This is a genomic window from Lentzea sp. NEAU-D7 (assembly GCF_026242055.1).
Taxonomy (GTDB): domain Bacteria; phylum Actinomycetota; class Actinomycetes; order Mycobacteriales; family Pseudonocardiaceae; genus Lentzea.
The window spans coordinates 74,779-89,639 of the sequence record NZ_JAPJDL010000025.1 but is presented as its reverse complement, the minus strand read 5'-3'; the positions used below and the strand labels follow the sequence as shown (position 1 = coordinate 89,639).

General features: G+C 71.1%; 18 protein-coding genes. 10 read left to right on the top strand and 8 right to left on the bottom strand.

Annotated features, from left to right (window positions below; genetic code table 11):
• Window positions 1–144: 144 nt before the first annotated feature.
• The gene (gene ligD / locus ORI60_RS37000) at window positions 145–1,092 is read right to left on the bottom strand and encodes a non-homologous end-joining DNA ligase (protein WP_266042670.1); all 948 of its coding nucleotides are present in this window, start codon (window positions 1,090–1,092) and stop codon (window positions 145–147) included.
• A 231-nt stretch (window positions 1,093–1,323) separates the two neighbouring features.
• Between ligD and ORI60_RS36995 the strand changes: the two genes are divergently transcribed.
• Window positions 1,324–1,728 (top strand): ATP-binding protein, encoded by a 405-nt coding sequence (locus ORI60_RS36995; protein WP_266042669.1) that lies wholly within the window; start codon window positions 1,324–1,326, stop codon window positions 1,726–1,728.
• Between the two features lie 37 nt (window positions 1,729–1,765).
• On the opposite strand, the gene ORI60_RS36990 is transcribed toward ORI60_RS36995, so the two are convergent.
• Genes ORI60_RS36990 through ORI60_RS36980 form a run of 3 tightly spaced genes read right to left on the bottom strand, consistent with a single transcriptional unit; the run spans window position 1,766 to window position 4,154 of the window.
• Complete coding sequence (locus tag ORI60_RS36990) at window positions 1,766–2,098, bottom strand: STAS domain-containing protein (protein ID WP_266042668.1); 333 nt, start codon at window positions 2,096–2,098, stop codon at window positions 1,766–1,768.
• Complete coding sequence (locus ORI60_RS36985; protein ID WP_266042667.1) at window positions 2,095–3,345, bottom strand: PP2C family protein-serine/threonine phosphatase; 1,251 nt, start codon at window positions 3,343–3,345, stop codon at window positions 2,095–2,097. The genes ORI60_RS36990 and ORI60_RS36985 overlap by 4 nt, the downstream gene beginning before the upstream one ends.
• Window positions 3,345–4,154, bottom strand: a complete 810-nt coding sequence (locus tag ORI60_RS36980; RefSeq protein ID WP_266042666.1) for an alpha/beta fold hydrolase — start codon at window positions 4,152–4,154, stop codon at window positions 3,345–3,347. The genes ORI60_RS36985 and ORI60_RS36980 overlap by 1 nt, the downstream gene beginning before the upstream one ends.
• A gap of 136 nt (window positions 4,155–4,290) precedes the next feature.
• Between ORI60_RS36980 and ORI60_RS36975 the strand changes: the two genes are divergently transcribed.
• Entirely contained in the window at window positions 4,291–5,037 is a 747-nt protein-coding gene (locus ORI60_RS36975; protein WP_266042665.1) for a GAF and ANTAR domain-containing protein, read from the top strand.
• A 97-nt stretch (window positions 5,038–5,134) separates the two neighbouring features.
• Window positions 5,135–5,542: an ATP-binding protein gene (locus tag ORI60_RS36970; protein WP_266042664.1), complete on the top strand. Its 408-nt coding sequence runs from the start codon at window positions 5,135–5,137 to the stop codon at window positions 5,540–5,542.
• On the opposite strand, the gene ORI60_RS36965 is transcribed toward ORI60_RS36970, so the two are convergent.
• The 4 genes from ORI60_RS36965 to ORI60_RS36950 all read right to left on the bottom strand — a co-directional run bounded on the left by ORI60_RS36965 (window position 5,536) and on the right by ORI60_RS36950 (window position 9,337).
• Window positions 5,536–6,261: a GAF domain-containing protein gene (locus tag ORI60_RS36965; RefSeq protein ID WP_266042663.1), complete on the bottom strand. Its 726-nt coding sequence runs from the start codon at window positions 6,259–6,261 to the stop codon at window positions 5,536–5,538. The genes ORI60_RS36970 and ORI60_RS36965 overlap by 7 nt on opposite strands.
• A gap of 36 nt (window positions 6,262–6,297) precedes the next feature.
• Window positions 6,298–6,990, bottom strand: coding sequence for a GAF and ANTAR domain-containing protein (locus tag ORI60_RS36960; RefSeq protein WP_266042662.1), 693 nt, complete (start codon window positions 6,988–6,990; stop codon window positions 6,298–6,300).
• A gap of 184 nt (window positions 6,991–7,174) precedes the next feature.
• Complete coding sequence (locus tag ORI60_RS36955; protein ID WP_266042661.1) at window positions 7,175–7,669, bottom strand: DUF1360 domain-containing protein; 495 nt, start codon at window positions 7,667–7,669, stop codon at window positions 7,175–7,177.
• 54 nt (window positions 7,670–7,723) lie between these two features.
• On the bottom strand, window positions 7,724–9,337 hold the full coding sequence (locus tag ORI60_RS36950) for a RecQ family ATP-dependent DNA helicase (RefSeq protein ID WP_266042660.1): 1,614 nt from the start codon (window positions 9,335–9,337) through the stop codon (window positions 7,724–7,726).
• A gap of 150 nt (window positions 9,338–9,487) precedes the next feature.
• On the opposite strand from ORI60_RS36950, the gene ORI60_RS36945 reads away from it, so the two are divergent.
• The 7 genes from ORI60_RS36945 to ORI60_RS36915 all read left to right on the top strand — a co-directional run bounded on the left by ORI60_RS36945 (window position 9,488) and on the right by ORI60_RS36915 (window position 14,317).
• A complete protein-coding gene (locus ORI60_RS36945; protein WP_266042659.1) occupies window positions 9,488–9,742 on the top strand; it encodes a hypothetical protein in 255 nt (84 codons plus the stop codon).
• A gap of 157 nt (window positions 9,743–9,899) precedes the next feature.
• Window positions 9,900–10,880 (top strand): transcriptional regulator, encoded by a 981-nt coding sequence (locus tag ORI60_RS36940; RefSeq protein WP_266042658.1) that lies wholly within the window; start codon window positions 9,900–9,902, stop codon window positions 10,878–10,880.
• Complete coding sequence (locus tag ORI60_RS36935) at window positions 10,877–11,092, top strand: sigma factor-like helix-turn-helix DNA-binding protein (RefSeq protein WP_266042657.1); 216 nt, start codon at window positions 10,877–10,879, stop codon at window positions 11,090–11,092. The genes ORI60_RS36940 and ORI60_RS36935 overlap by 4 nt, the downstream gene beginning before the upstream one ends.
• A 68-nt stretch (window positions 11,093–11,160) precedes the next feature.
• Entirely contained in the window at window positions 11,161–11,889 is a 729-nt protein-coding gene (locus ORI60_RS36930; protein WP_266042656.1) for a GAF and ANTAR domain-containing protein, read from the top strand.
• A gap of 32 nt (window positions 11,890–11,921) precedes the next feature.
• The gene (locus ORI60_RS36925) at window positions 11,922–12,653 is read left to right on the top strand and encodes a GAF and ANTAR domain-containing protein (protein WP_266042655.1); all 732 of its coding nucleotides are present in this window, start codon (window positions 11,922–11,924) and stop codon (window positions 12,651–12,653) included.
• A 196-nt stretch (window positions 12,654–12,849) separates the two neighbouring features.
• Window positions 12,850–13,542, top strand: coding sequence for a GAF and ANTAR domain-containing protein (locus tag ORI60_RS36920; protein ID WP_266042654.1), 693 nt, complete (start codon window positions 12,850–12,852; stop codon window positions 13,540–13,542).
• Between the two features lie 178 nt (window positions 13,543–13,720).
• Window positions 13,721–14,317: an NADPH-dependent FMN reductase gene (locus tag ORI60_RS36915; RefSeq protein ID WP_266042653.1), complete on the top strand. Its 597-nt coding sequence runs from the start codon at window positions 13,721–13,723 to the stop codon at window positions 14,315–14,317.
• Window positions 14,318–14,861 lie beyond the last annotated feature (544 nt).

Genomic DNA, 14,861 nt, shown 5'->3' with positions numbered 1-14,861 from the left:
GCACCTGCGTGGGCACCGGGTCGCCGCCCGCGTGCGGGCCATGCGAGCGGACCCGCTCGGCACGACGAGCCCCTCGTGCCGAGCGGGTCCGCGGTTGTCCGGACGGCTTGTGCAGGTGCTGAGCCGGCAGCCCGTCCGCCACCGTCACGCCGGTGGAGGGAGTCTCACGCTGGACGGGTCCCGGTCCGGACGCATTCCGCGCCAGGCCGGATGCCGCAACCGACCGTCCGATGTCCACTGTCGATACTCGACCTCGCCCACCAGCTCCGGCTCGACCCAGCGGGCGTCGCGGGCGTGCTCGCGCGGCACCTCTGCGGAGAACGGGCTGGTGGGCCGCTCCCGCTTCTGCAGCTCTCGCTGCAGGTCGGCGAGCACGGTCCGGCTGAAGCCCGTGCCGACGTGGCCGACGTACACCAGGCCGCCCTGGCCGTCGTGGGCGCCGAGGAGGAGCGACCCGAGCCTGCCCGCGCGGTTGCCCTGCCCGACGCGCCATCCTCCGATCACGACCTCCTGGGTGTGCCGGAACGGCGTTTTCACCCACGCGGGCGACCTGCGGCCCGGTTCGTACCGGGACTTCACGCGCTTCGAGACGATGCCCTCGAACCCGTACTGGCTCGCGACGTGCAGGACGTCCGCCGGATCGGTGCTCATGAACGCCGGAGGCACCTGCACCGCGTGATCACCGGGCAGGGCCAGGTCGGCGAGCATCGCCCGCCGCGCGTCGTACGGCACCGACAGCAGCGACCGCCCGTCCAGGTGCAGCAGGTCGAAGACGAAGTAGGCGATGCGCGGCCGGCTCGGCCGCAGCTCCCGCACGCCGGGAACGAGCTTGTCGCGCTGCTGGAGCAGGCCGAAGTTCGGCCGTCCCTCCCGGTCCAGGGCCACGATCTCGCCGTCGAGCACGGCTGTCCGGCGGTGCAGCAGGTCGGGCAGGACGTCCAGCTCCGGGAAGCGCCGCGTGAAGTCGAGGTCGTTGCGGCTGATCAGCTGGACGGTGCCGCCCTGGCAGTGCGCGACGCCGCGGTAGCCGTCCCATTTGAACTCGACGGCCCAGCCCTCGTCCTGCGGCACGCTGCCCGCGGTGGCGAGCATGGGCCTGACGAGATCGAGCGGCCGGCCCGCTGGTGCGGCGCTTTCCACCTGGCAACCCTCCTCCGTCCGCCCTCCCAGTCATGGTCGGCGAGAATCACCGAGGTCGCGACACGAAATCCGACCGGCTCGCTCGCGGCGCCGGCGCTGTGACGCACCGTCGCTCCGGGGGAGTTTTGATCGCCGCGGGCGAGGTACCCCGTCCAGGTGATGCCGGCAGAACGGAGCCATGTCTTGGCCAACGGAGATCCTGCTGATGCGTGGCTCACGCTGGAGCTCACCGACACTGGCCCTGACACCGGGAACGTTCGGCGCTGGGCCGAGTCGGTCCTGGGCAACCTGCACGAAGACGATCTCCTGGACGTGCTTCTGGTGATCACGGAGCTGGTGTCCAACGTGTACGACCACGCCCGGTTCCCCGCACGTCTCAAACTGCGCAAGTCGACCAAGCCCTGCAGCGTCAGCATCGTCACCGAGGACGCTTCGCCGGCGCTGCCCCAGCTGCAGCCGTCCGCGCCCGGTTCGGTGCGCGGCCGCGGCCTGATCATGGTGGACAAGCTGTCCAAGCAGTGGGGCGTCGCCCGGCGTGCGATGGGCAAGTGCGTGTGGGCCGTCGTGCCCTGCCCCGCCACGCCCTGACGGAGGCCGGTGTCCGGGCGCGGGCTCAGGCCGTGACCTAGGTGTGGTCGGCGTTCGGGAGGGTGGTGAACAGATCCGCGAGGCCGAGCAGCCCGAGCACCTTGCCCAGGTGCCGTGGCACGGCCGCCAGCGCGATGGTCGCACCGGCCCTGCCGGCGAGCGACCGTGCCGCGATGAGGGCGGCGATCCCGCTGGAGTCGCAGAACTCCAGCCTGGCCAGGTCGACGATCAGCCGATCACCGGCGCGCAACGTGAGCCGCCGGATGGCTTCCTGTGCCGCGGGGGCGGTCGACGAGTCGAGCTCGCCCACGAGAGCGAGAACCAGTCCGGCCGGAACGGCACTGGTCGTGGTGCTGAACCTGGTGCTCACGAGTCCCCGTCCCGGGGCAGGGGGATGCTCAGGGCGAGCAGAGCCGTGTCGTCCTCCACGCCGTCGCCGAAACCGGTGAGCAGCTCGGTCAGCGAAGCGATGACCTCGGACGCGCCGTGCGCCGCCGACGCCGCGAGGTGGTCCAGGAGTTCCTCTTCGCTGTACCGCTCGCTGCTGCCGCCGACCGGGCGGGCCTCGGTGAGACCGTCGCTGTAGAGCAGCAGGGTGTCGCCCGGGCCGAGGTGTGCCGTGATCTCGGTGAACCTGGCGTCGGGGATGGCGCCGACGAGCATGCCGCCGTGGGTGTGCAGGAACTGCGTCGTGCCGTCGGCCCGCACCACGATCGCCGGCGGGTGCCCGCCGCTGACCAGGGTGATGGCGCAGCCCGTGTCGTCGGGGACGAGACAACCGTAGACGACGGTGCAGAACCGGATCTCCCCGCCGCGGTACTGCTGTTGCAGGACGGTGTTCAGGTTGTCCAGCACCTTGACCGGTTCGGGGTTGTACACCGCGGCGGAGCGCAGGGTGTACCTGGCCAGCGAGGTCACCACGGCCGCCTCGGCACCCTTGCCGGACACGTCGCCGAGGAAGAACCCCCAGCTGTCGCCGGTGAGCGGGAAGAGGTCGTAGAAGTCGCCGCCGACCTCGTCGACCGAGGCCGGGTGGTAGTAGGCGGCCACCTCCATGCCCGGCACCGTCATCAGCGAGGGCGGCAGGAGGGTCCGCTGCAGGGTCGAGGCGAGCTGCCGCGCCCTGTCGCGGTCGGCCTCGGACTCCTGGCGCGCCCGCAGCAACTCGCGTTCGTACGCGCGGCGGTCGCGGGCGTCGAAGAGGGTGATGCGGATCAGCTGCGCGGAGCCGTCGGCGCCCGTCTTCACCCTCGACGTCGCCATCACCGGCAGCCGCGTCCCGTCCGCGGCCTTGAGCTCCAGCGCGAGACCGCCGGCTTCGCCGTGCATCGTCAGCATCGGCCCGATGTGGGTCTCGTAGTACATCCGGCCGCCCACGGTCAGGAGGTCGCTGAAGCGCCGCCGGCCGACCAGCTCCTCACGCCCGATCCCCAGCCAGCCGAGCAGCGTCCCGTTGATCTTGGCGATCGTGCCGTCCATCAAGGTGGAGAGATAACCGCACGGAGCGTTCTCGTACAGGTCCTCGGCGCTGTCCTCCAGCAGCGCCGAGAACATCGCGCCGACCCGGTCCTCGTCGCGGCCTTCGCCGGCACCGCCGGCGTCGTCCGCCTGGCACATCACCGCGCACCCGCGAACCCGATGATCGCCGCTGCGGTGGCCTCGGGAGCGCTCAGCTGCGGGCAGTGCCCGGTCGCGTCCAGCGTCACCAGCTCGCTGCCGGCGATCTGCTCGTGCACGAACCGGCCGACCTCCTGCGACGCGATGGCGTCCTGCGCGGTCTGGACCACCAGCGTCGGCGTCGCGACCTTCGGCAGGTCGGCGCGGTTGTCGGAGAGGAACGTCGCCCTGGCGAACACCCCGGCGATCATCGGGTCGGTGCGGCAGAAGCTGTCGGTCAGCTCGCCGCCGAGCTCGGGACGGTCCGGGTTGCCCATGATCACCGGTGCCATCGTCGCCGACCAGCCGAGGTAGTTCGAGTCGAGCGACTCCAGCAGCTCGTCGATGTCGTCCCGGCTGAACCCGCCCCGGTAGTCCCCGTCGTCGACGTAGCACGGGGAGGGCGTCAGCAGCACCAGCTTCGCGAACCGGTCCGGCTCGCGGTTCGCCGCCAGCACCGCGATCATCGCCGACACCGAGTGGCCGACCAGCACGACGTCGCGCAGGTCCAGCGCGGAGCAGATCTCCAGCACGTCCTCGGCGTAGCCGTCCAGCGTCGAGTACCTCCCGGCCGACCACGCGGACGAGTCCGACCTGCCCGACCCGACGTGGTCGAACAGCACCACCCGGAACCGCTCGGCCAGCGCCGGCACGACCAGCCGCCACAGGTTCTGGTCACAGCCGAAACCGTGCGCGAGCACCACCGCCGGGCCGTCTTCACGCCCGAGCACGGTCACGTTGTTCCTGGTCGTCACGTCCACAGCGCTCATCTTGCCAGTGGTTCGCCCCGGGCAAGCTCTTGATGCGAGCGCGGTGCGTCGGAGGAGGCTCGCCGACGGCAGTATGATCACCCGACTTCGCGTCAAGCAGCCGGCGCCCTGATCTCAGCGAACGAGGGTACGGGGTATGACCGCCAGTGATCGTCCTGATCCGCTCGTGCGCCTGGACGAGACGACCGAAGCGCTGGGACTGCTGCGCGACGCGTTCGCCGGCGAGGAAACGCTCGGCGACTCGCTGCAGCGGCTGGCGGAGACCGCGGCCAGGGCGATACCCGACGCGGACGCCGTGACCCTCTCGGTGGTGACCACCGAACGGCCGCGCACGGCGGCCACCACGGACGACCGGCTCGTCGAGCTCGACGAGCAGCAGTACGGCGCCGACCGCGGACCGTGCCTGGAGGCCGCCCGCTCGTTGCGGGCCGTGCGCGCGGTGGTCGGGGAGCACCTCGACGAGTGGCCGGAGTTCGAAGCCGCGGCGGCCGCGCACGGTGTCCGCGCCTACCTGTCCGTGCCCGTCGTGCTGGCGGCCGCGGGCGACCGGCTGGAACGCCACATCGGCTCACTCAACGTCTACAGCCGTGCCGCGACGGCCTTCGACCCGTTCGACGAGGGGCTCCTGCGCCTGTTCACGGTCGCGGCGACCGCGACGATCGGCAACGCCGAACGGTGGCAGCGTTCCCGTGAGCGCATCGAGCACCTCGAACTCGCGCTCGGCTCGCGCGCCGTGATCGACCAGGCCAAGGGCGTGCTGATGGCGGTGCACACCTGCACCGCCGACGAGGCCTTCGCGCTTCTCGTGCAACGGTCCCAGCGCCAGAACATCAAGCTGCGCGACGTCGCGAAGAAGGTTCTCGGCGAGGTCTCCCGCGCCTGACGTGCCGGTGACCTGATCGGGTTCCGCGGTTTGCGGCGGCGCGCGGCCGGGTATCGGAGCACTTCGAACGTCTTCACAGAAGTGGACCGGTTCGGCCATGGCCGCGAGCGACGAACCTCCCTCCGCACCGACGACCCTCTCCCTGGAGCTGCACGAGCACACACCCTCGCTCTCCGCGATGCGCCGCTGGATCTCCGGCGCGTTCAGCCACCTGTCCCAGGACCTGGTCGAGGACGTGCAGCTGGCCGTGACCGAGCTGGTCAGCAACGCCTACGACCACGGGCGGCATCCCCGTCAGCTCCGCCTCCGGCGCATCGAGGCCACCGGTCGTCTGCGCATCGAGGTGGACGACGCCTCACCGGACCTGCCCACCCTGGGGCGCTCCCGGCTCAACGACTCACGGGGACGGGGCCTGATCATCGTGAACAAGCTCGCCGAGGAGTGGGGCGTCGTGACGCACTCGATCGGGAAGACCGTCTGGGCCGACCTCGCCTGCGACTACTGAGTCGCGGCCACCGCGGCGGGGTCGACGTCGCCGTTGGTGAGCCCCCTGGCGACGTCGCGCACCGAGCTGCCGTGCTCGCGGGCGTGGTCGAGGATCAGGGTCCGCGCGACGTCGACACCGACGTCGAGGGTGCCCGCGACCAGGCCGACGGCGTGGGCGAGTTGCACGCGGTCGTTCATCGTGGTCAGCGTGCGCTCGGTGAGCCGGTGCACGCGCGCCGGGCCGGTCTCCTGGGACAGTCCCAGCACCGCCAGGTCGGCCAGCACCTGGCCCAGCCGCTGCTGCCAGGGCTGCAGGGCGACGGGCTCGGCGTAGAGCAGGTTCAGTCCCCCGGCCACCTGCCGGTCCAGCCGCATGGGAACGGCGTGCACCGCGCGGTACCCGGCGTCGAGCGCGGCCGGCCGGAAGGCGGGCCACCGGTCCTCGGTGGCGAGGTCGGTGGCGGTGACGGCCACGCCGTCCTCGATGCAGTCGACACAGGGACCTTCGTCGGCCTGGGCCTGCAGGAGCTCCACGAACCGCGACCGCTCGTCCGAGGCGGACACGACGCTGATGCCACCGCGCGGGTCGCTCAGCACCACGCCGGTGGCGGAGGCGCCGAGCAACCTCGTGCACGCCGTGGTCACCAGGCGCAACACCGCGTCCGGGTCGTGATGGTCGATCAGGCTCGCGGTGAGCTCGCTCAGCGCGGGAACGACCTCATCTCGAACATCGGACACGCTCACAGCATACGACCCGCCCTCGCACGACACCGTTCAGTCCGCCAGCCGGTCGAGGGAAATCCGCTGGTCCAGCACGTCGCGCGAGACCTCCAGCACCGACCGCCGCTCGGCGAACGCGTGCGCCCGCAACCGGGCGAAGGCATCCTCGAGGCTGATGCGCAGCTTCGCAGCCAGCACACCGGTCGCCATGTGCACGTCCTGATAGGACACTTCCATCCGCAGCCTGTCCTCGTCGTCCGCGAGCTCGTTCTCCAGCAACGCGAGCGTCGCGAGATCGGCCAGCAGGGCCGCGTCCGCCACCGCCTCCGCGGACAACCCGCCGGGACGGCGCCGGTACAGGTCCAGGGTGCCGAGCCGGATGCCGCCGACCTGCAGCGGGAACGCGAACATCGCGGCGAGGCCCTGCTCCGCGGCCGCGTCGGCGAACCCGGGCCACCTGCCCTCCTCGGTGCTCACGTCCCGGACGAGCACCGGGCCGCCACCGCGGAAGGCCTCCACCGCGGGGCCTTCGCCGAGCGTGTACTGGAGCTCCTCGATCGACGCCGCCCACCCGTCGCTGGCGCTGACCATCTCCTGTGCCCGCGCATCGCCCCGCAGGACCAGCGCCGCCGCGTCCACCCCGGGCAGAACCTGCACGCACACCGCGCACAGCGCCAGCGGCCACTCGGAACCCGTGGTGCGTTCCGCGATCATCCGCTCGAGCCGGTCTCGACGCTGCCCGTCCACTCTCGGCCCCTCGCACCGACGCTGTTGTGAAGCACCAGGATACGAACCCCTGCCACCTCCGCGCACTTCGCGTGCGGGTAACCGGCGGGCAGCAGCCGCCCAGGGGACTCGTCACTCCACTGTGGACACGAGCCGGACGGACCGGGCCGGCGGCCGGGTTTCCGGTCCTCGTGCCGATCGGGTGCTACTTGGCGGCGTCGTAGGCGAGGTGCAGCCAGTCCGACGCCGCGACGGCCGACAACGTGGTCGCGACGAGCCGGGTGGCCTTCGGCGCGAGCACCATGCCCGCGGCGAGGGCGCTCGCGACCCACACGCCCGAGCAGAACGGACAGGTCAGCAGTTCACCGGCGGCGTGGCGCACGCCGTGACCGCGCACGCTCTCGTTGACCTCGGCGGCACCGGCGGGCTGCTCGTAACGGGTGAAGGGCGCCCGCAGCACGCTGGTGATGGAGGACTTGGTGACGAGCCTGCTCGCCTTGTGGGTGGCCACCGCGAGCAGCACGGTGTCGCCCGCCGTGAACCGCTCGGGAAGCCGTATCCCCCTGCGCCGCCCCACGGCCGTGGCGACGCCCGCCAGCGCGCCGAAGGCGCCCAGCGAGGCCAGGTATCCGAGCAGCGGGCGACGTTCGTCAGCGGCGTAGGCGCCCTGGACGCGCTTGAAGGATTCGGCGATCGGCATGGCGAAGGTGTTGCCACGACCGGTGCCGCCAAACCCCCGGCCCCGCGTCGATCGTCACAGCGGCACGAGCGCGCCGTTGTCCCGCACCGCGGCGAGCGACAGCGTCTTGTAGCCGACGTCGTCGAACAACACGACGAGCCGGTCCGCCTCGGCGTGCACGACCGTGCCGCGGCCCCACTTCTCATGGCGTACAACGGTGTTCGGCGGGTACCCGGTGGGCTCCCCCGCCTCGGCCGGCAGGCCCTCGTCGCAGGCGTCGCAGTTCCCGCACGGCTCGTCGAGCCGCTCTCCGAAGTACCCGAGCAGGAACCGCCTGCGGCACGAGCGCGTCTCCGCGTAGCCGTGTGCCACCTCGATCCTGGAGCGGTCGCGTCTGCGCCGCCGCTCGACGTCCTGCTCCACCGCGGCGACGGCCCGCGCGGGAGCGGGAGCGTCCGGGACGTACCGGACCCTGTCGTCGGCGGTGCGCACGACAGCGGCGCCCTCCAGGAGGTTCACCAGGTTCGTGACCTTGCGGCGGGACAGCCCGAGGCTCTCGGCCAGCTCGCCGATCCGCACGCCCGGACGGCGGCGGCGCACCGCCGCGGCGACCTGCCGCACCCCGTCGCGGTCCAGCCGCCCGCCGGTGAGGAACCGGTGCAGGCCGCGGTCCTCCGCGCGGTGGAACAACATCACCTCGGCCGGAGCGCCGTCGCGGCCCGCACGGCCGATCTCCTGGTAGTAGGCGTCCAGCGACCCGGGCATCGCGGCGTGCGCCACGAACCGGACGTCCGGCTTGTCGATGCCCATCCCGAACGCCGACGTGGCCGCCACGACGCCGATGCCGCCGGACATGAACTCGTCCTGCACGTGGCGCCGGTCGGCCGCCTTCATCCCGGCGTGGAAGGCCGCCGCGGAGACGCCCCGGCCGGCCAGGGCGTCCGCGTACCGCTCGGCGTCCTTGCGCGTCGGCACGTACACCAGGCCCGGCCCCCGCCGCTGCGCCACCCAGTCGACCACCGCGTCCGTCCGCGTGGCCTCGTCGGCGCGGAACCGCGCGGCAAGGTGCAGGTTCGGCCGGTCGAAGCCGGCGACGATCACCGCCGGATCCCGCATGCCCAGGTGCTCGGCGATGTCGGTCCTGACCGGCCCGCTCGCCGTGGCGGTCAGCGCCAGCACCGGCGGGTGGCCCAGCCGTTCGACCACGTGGCGCAGCCTCAGGTAGTCGGGCCTGAAGTCGTGGCCCCACGCGGACACGCAGTGGGCCTCGTCCACGACGAACAGCGACGGCTTGGCCCGCTCCAGGCGGTCGAGCGCCTCCTCCTTGGCCAGCTGCTCGGGAGAGAGGAAGAGGTACTCCGCGTCCTCGTCGGTGAAGGAACGCCACGAGGCCTCGTTGTCCTGCGCCGGTTGTGCCGAGTTCACCGCGGCGGCCGCGGGCGCGTCGTTCGCGCGCAGGCCGGCCACCTGGTCGCGTTGCAGCGCGATCAGGGGCGACACCACCACCGTCGGTCCGTCCAGCAGCATCGCCGTGACCTGGTAGATGGCGGACTTCCCGGCACCGGTGGGCATGACGACCACCGTGTCGCGCCCCTCCAGGAGGTGCTGCATGCCGGCCAGCTGCTCGGCGCGCAGCTCGGTCCAGCCGAACGCCTCCGCGGCCGTGCGCCGCAGTTCCGATTCGCTCACACGGGCTCCCTCGTCAGCGGGTCCACTGCTCGCCCGCGTCCCAAGGACCTACCCGCGGATCAGCAGTTCAGTCCCGCACACGTCCTTCTCACACCACTGTTTTCCCGTCCCACCTCGCTTTTCCCACCGACCTGGAGCATGGTGGAAGTCATGAGCCCTTCCGCGCGCGGACCTGCCCAGCGCGCCGCCGCCGCGCGCCGGATCGCCGACTGGGTGAGCCTGCGCGCAGGTCTCCACGAGGCCGTCGGCGTCGCCTGGGCGCAGGGTGCCGGGGGCCTGGGCGACGGGCTGGAGACCTACTCCGCCGGGCACAGCGCGGTCGAGTGCACGCGGGAGGCGGCGCGGGTGCGGGGCAACGTCGACGCGGCGGCCGACGACCGCGCCGACCCGGACTGGCGCGACTAGGCCGTGTCCCGGCCCTGGGCGGCCGGAAACTCGACCCGAACGGCCACCCGAAGCCGGTCTATCATCGGCTTTGCACCTGGTTCGTCCAGGTGACCCGTTCACCGCTCCAGACCCCGGCGGCGCCCGCTTCTCCCGTCCTGGTGTCAGGAGTGCCGCCGTGGCCGTGCCAGATCGTCTCCCGTTCGACCAGCAGTCCCCTCGATCGATCGGGGCCTCCGAGGTCACAGGGCTGGAGGCGGACACACGAGCGTTGCGTGCGACGGACTACCGGCACGGCGGCGAGTCCTGTTTGACAGCCCTCGACGCGCTGCTCCTCGCGGGTGACCAGATGCTCACCGCGTCCGCGTCCGGGAAGGTGCGGCGGCAGCTGTACGTGGCTCTGGCCGACCTGCACAACGTCGCCGGCTGGGCGTACTTCGACGCCGGATTCGCGAGCAAGGCCCGGACGCGTTTCTGCCACGCCCTGGTGCTGGCGGGGCTCGGCCGGCACTCCGGGCTGACGGCGAACGTGTGCTACCGGCTGGGCCGCGTGTGCCTGCACCAGGAGAGGCTCGACGACGCTTCGGCGTACTTCCAGCTCGGGCTGGTCGCGGCGAAGCAGTCCGGCGACGAGATCGGCGGGAGCATCCTGTCCATGAACTCGGCGTGGGCCTGGGCGAAGAAGGGCTCGTGGGACGGCGCCCGGACGCTGCTCGACCGCGGCCGGGGCCAGCTCGCCGCCGCCGACCACAGCCAGGTGCCCGACTGGGCGAGGTTCTTCACCGCGGCGGACCTGTCGGCGCTCACCGGCGCGGTCCACACCGACCTGGCCCGCACCGTGGACCGGCGGCACGCCGGAACCGCCGTTCCGCTGCTCGTCGAAGCGATCGACGGCTACGGCGACGAGATGGCCCGTAGCCGCGCGTTCAGCCTCATCCTGCTGTCGACCAACCACCTGGTCGAGGGCGATGTCGACCAGGGCGTGGCCGTCGGGTTCCAGGCACTCGTGTCAGCCGGCGCGCTGGGCTCGGCGCGCGTGCGGGACCGCATCCGCCCGCTCGCCGCGCACGCCCGCCTGCACGGCTCCCACAGCGGTGCACGGGAGTTGGCGGCACGCGTCAGCGCCCTGCCCGCTCCACCGGACGGGAGGCGGCCGTGAACGGCAGGCAGGCCGCCCAGTTGCTGGGGCTGCTGCCCGGCCCGCAACGAGAAGTGCTGAGGCTGCGTCTCCTGTGCGGACTCTCCGCCGAACAGACCGCGACGGTACTGGGTTCCACGCCTGCTGCCGTCCGCCTGGCCCAGCACCAGGCTCTTGAAGTGCTGCGCGAGGAGCTCGCCGGGCGACGCGGCCCCTTCGGGGCGCTCCCCTGAGGGACTAGGGTGGTTTGCCCTACGGGGTTCGCGACGGTGACATGCTCCTGATCACGGGAGGCTGAGCGGTGAGCGGTGAGCGGCTGGCCAAGGTGCTGGGGTACCTCGCCGCCGACGCGGCGGCCCGGTGCGCCGAGGTGTCCAGCGAGTCGGCCTGTGATGCCGGTGTCCGCCTGGCCGGGGTGAGCGGCGTTCAGCTCACCCTCATGAGCGGCCCGGACCGTGGCGAGTCCCGGTACGCCACGGACGAGGTGGGCGTCCGCCTGGAGGAACTGCGGTTCACGCTGGGCGAGGGGCCTTGCGCGGACGCGTTCCGCACGGGTGTGCCGGTGCTGGCGGGCGACTTGGACACCGGGCACAACCACCGGCGGTGGCCGCTGTTCGTGCCCGCGGCGCTCGAGATCGGTGCACGGGCGGTGTTCGCGTTCCCGCTGCGCAGCGGAGCCATCCGGATGGGTCTTCTCGTCCTGCACCGCGCTCGGCCGGGCCCGATGACCCACGAGCAGATGTCGGACACCCAGGTCCTCTCCGACGTCATCCTGTCGCTGCTGCTGGACGAGCTCACCCGCGTTCAGGTCGAGAACACCACGCCAATGGCCGACATGCCGCTGCGCCGCGCCGAGGTCCACCAGGCCACGGGAATGCTGTCCGTCCAGCTGGGAGTCGGCGTCGAGGAGGCTCTGGTGCGGTTGAGAGCGCACGCGTTCGCTGAGGAAAGGCCGGTGATCGACGTCGCGCGCGACGTGGTGGCCCGGCGTCTGCGACTAACCCCGGAAGCACGGCCTGATCCCGCGTGATCGGCCGGCGACCGACCAACAGAGGTGGCCCGATGTCAGTGGAGAACATGGCCGAGACGTTCGTTCAGCTTGCCGACACCCTGGTCGCCGACTTCGACTCGGTCGAGTTCATGCACCTGTTGGCGGACCGGTGCGTCGACACCCTGGAGGTCGACGCCGCGGGCATTCTTCTCGCGGACCACCACAACGAGCTGTACGTGGTCGGAGCCTCCAGCGAGCGCACCAGGCTGGTGGAGCTGTTCGAGCTCCAGCACCGCCAGGGCCCGTGCATGGAGTGCTACCTCACCTGCGCGCCCGTGACCGTGGCCGACTTCACGGAGGCTCCGCAGCGCTGGCCGGAGTTCTCCGCGATCGCCGCGGAAGCCGGGTTCCGCGCGGTGCACGCCCTGCCGATGCGGCTGCGGGACCAGACCATCGGCGCGCTGAACCTGTTCACCGCCGCTCCAGGCGCGCTGAGCAGTTCGACCGTCAGGGTGGCGCAGGCGATGGCGGACGTGGCCACGATAGGCCTGTTGCAGGCCAAGCTGCTCAACCAGCAGGAACTGCTCGCCGAGCAGCTGCAAGGCGCGTTGCAGAGCAGGGTGCTCGTCGAACAGGCCAAAGGGGTGCTCGCCGAGCGACTGCAGATCGGGATGGGCCAGGCCTTCGAGACGCTCCGGCGTTACTCCCGCAGCCACAACCAGAACCTCAGCGAGGTCGCCGAGTCGGTCATCGCCGGCACGGTCGACGTGGCGGCGTGGGCAGATCCGGGTGCGCCCGGCTGACGCGCTATGACGTCCGGCGGGTACGGGTCGACCGAACGGGTTCCGTTGCGCGGCACGACGTGCCGACCTGCACTCGGATGGCTCAGCCGTGCCCTGGCACGACGTGGAAGCATGGACGAGGAGTGCGCTCGCCCCGGCCCCTGGTGATGACGCCGATGCCAGAACCTGCGAATTGGGGCGTGTCGTGGACCACCGGGTGACGCAGACCTTCGTCGAGCTGGCGGACACGCTGGTGCTCGGGTTCGACACCATCGACTTCCTGCACACCCTGACCGAACGTTGTGTCGAGCTGCTCCACGTGGATGCCGCCGGCATCCTGCTGGCCGACCAGCACGGCGCGCTCAACCTCGTGGCGGCCTCCACCGAGAAGGCCCGGCTGCTGGAGTTGTTCCAGTTGCAGGAGGACGAAGGCCCGTGCCTGGACTGCTTCGGCACCGGCACGCCGGTGGGGTGCGACGACCTCGGTGCGGCACCGCAACGCTGGCCCCGGTTCTCCACGGCGGCTCGCGCGCAGGGGTTCGCCGCGATCGACGCCGTGCCGATGCGGCTGCACGACCAGGTGATCGGCGCGCTCAACCTGTTCCGGACGTCACCCGGCGCCCTTCCGGCGGACGTCCCCGTGCTGGCGCAGTCGTTCGCGAACGTCGCGGCGATCGGCATCCTCCACGTCCGCGCACCGCGGCAGAACGAGATGATCACCGAACAGGTGCAGAACGCGCTCGACAGCGGCGTCACGATCCAGCAGGCGACGGGCATCCTGACGGTGCGCCTGCAGGTCGACCTCGCGGACGCGCTCTCGTTGCTGCGGACGCATGCCCGCAACTCCGGCCAGCTGCTGTCCGACGTCGCCCAGCAGGTGATCGACGGTCGCCGGAAGTCCTCGCTCTGACACGACCGCCCGGAACGGAACCGCCCGAGTCTTCGCAGGTGGACACCCATTTGCCAGGTGGGTTTGCGGTGATCGGAAAAGCCTCCCCGCAGGGCTTGACCTGAACCATTGTTCACGTATTAGCGTGGTCGCAGCGGGTAGCCGAGCGGCTACGGCAAGATCGCCCAAGGGGAGACCGGTGACCGCAGAACCACCACTGCACCTGGCATTGATAATCGGCAGCACCAGAGAGGGCAGGTTCGGCACGACCGTGGCCGAATGGGTCCTCGGGCACGTCCGGCGGCGCGGGGACGTCTCGGTCGACGTGATCGACCTGGCGGAGGTGCCGTTGCCCACCGTGCAGCAGGCCGTCCCGGTGGTGACCGGGGTGTACCCGTCGCCGGACGTCCAGGCTTTCGCGCGGCGGATCGGCGCGGCGGACGGGTTCGTCGTGGTGACCCCGGAGTACAACCACGGCTATCCGGCCTCGCTCAAACTCGCGATCGACTCGGTGTACGTCGAGTGGAACGCAAAACCTGTCGCATTCGTGTCCTACGGCGGTCTGGCAGGCGGCTCCCGGGCCGTCGAACAGTTGCGCCAGGTGTTCGCGGAACTGCACGCGACCACCATTCGCGAAACCATCTGTTTCGCCATGGCTCACTCGCTGTTCAACGAAGACGGTGAACTGCGCGACCCCGAAGGCCCGGACCTGGCGGCGAAATCACTGCTCGACCAGCTCACCTGGTGGGCCGGCGCGCTTCGCGACAAGCGCGAGAAGCACGCTTACAACACCTGAGCACCGCTCGGGGCATCATCCGAGTGATTCTGGCCACGACCGGAATGGACGAATCCCGTCCATTCCGGTCCGCGCCATAGGTCGGGGACATCTGCCTATCATTCGCGTCCCACGACATGGACCCACTTGCACCGCGGCAGGAGTTTGCCTGAACGCTTGAATTCACAACGACCCGGTCGGCACGACGTCCGGCTCTCTAACGCACGCACGAGTCCGCGACCTGCGGCGACATGTTTTGAATAGTCCGGCGACGGGCTTCTTCGGCGACGGCACGAGTGGCGACAAAGTCACCCGGATGGCCGAATCGCCTGTTTTTTCTTGCCGTTGTCAATGCGCGTCCTGGTAGGCTCTAACCAAGTGAGCACCTTATTGGTCAGGCCCCAGGTCGGAATACGCTACCAGCACCACGGGGCGCATCGCATGAGGCAATGGGGGATCCATGGAGTAGGCACTTCCTCACCGGCGAGCGACCGGCCTGCTGGCGTGACCGAAGGCGCCGGCGAGCCGCGGTAATCGGAATCTGGGGTGGGGCTTCGGAATTCTG

Coding starts and splice junctions, on each gene's coding strand:
- ORI60_RS36955 (WP_266042661.1), bottom strand. CDS start 7,669: ATGCCGATCGCCGAATCCTTCAAGCGCGTCCAGGGCGCCTACGCCGCT.
- ligD (WP_266042670.1), bottom strand. CDS start 1,092: ATGCTCGCCACCGCGGGCAGCGTGCCGCAGGACGAGGGCTGGGCCGTC.
- ORI60_RS36985 (WP_266042667.1), bottom strand. CDS start 3,345: ATGTGCCAGGCGGACGACGCCGGCGGTGCCGGCGAAGGCCGCGACGAG.
- ORI60_RS36975 (WP_266042665.1), top strand. CDS start 4,291: ATGACCGCCAGTGATCGTCCTGATCCGCTCGTGCGCCTGGACGAGACG.
- ORI60_RS36945 (WP_266042659.1), top strand. CDS start 9,488: ATGAGCCCTTCCGCGCGCGGACCTGCCCAGCGCGCCGCCGCCGCGCGC.
- ORI60_RS36925 (WP_266042655.1), top strand. CDS start 11,922: ATGTCAGTGGAGAACATGGCCGAGACGTTCGTTCAGCTTGCCGACACC.
- ORI60_RS36970 (WP_266042664.1), top strand. CDS start 5,135: ATGGCCGCGAGCGACGAACCTCCCTCCGCACCGACGACCCTCTCCCTG.
- ORI60_RS36980 (WP_266042666.1), bottom strand. CDS start 4,154: ATGAGCGCTGTGGACGTGACGACCAGGAACAACGTGACCGTGCTCGGG.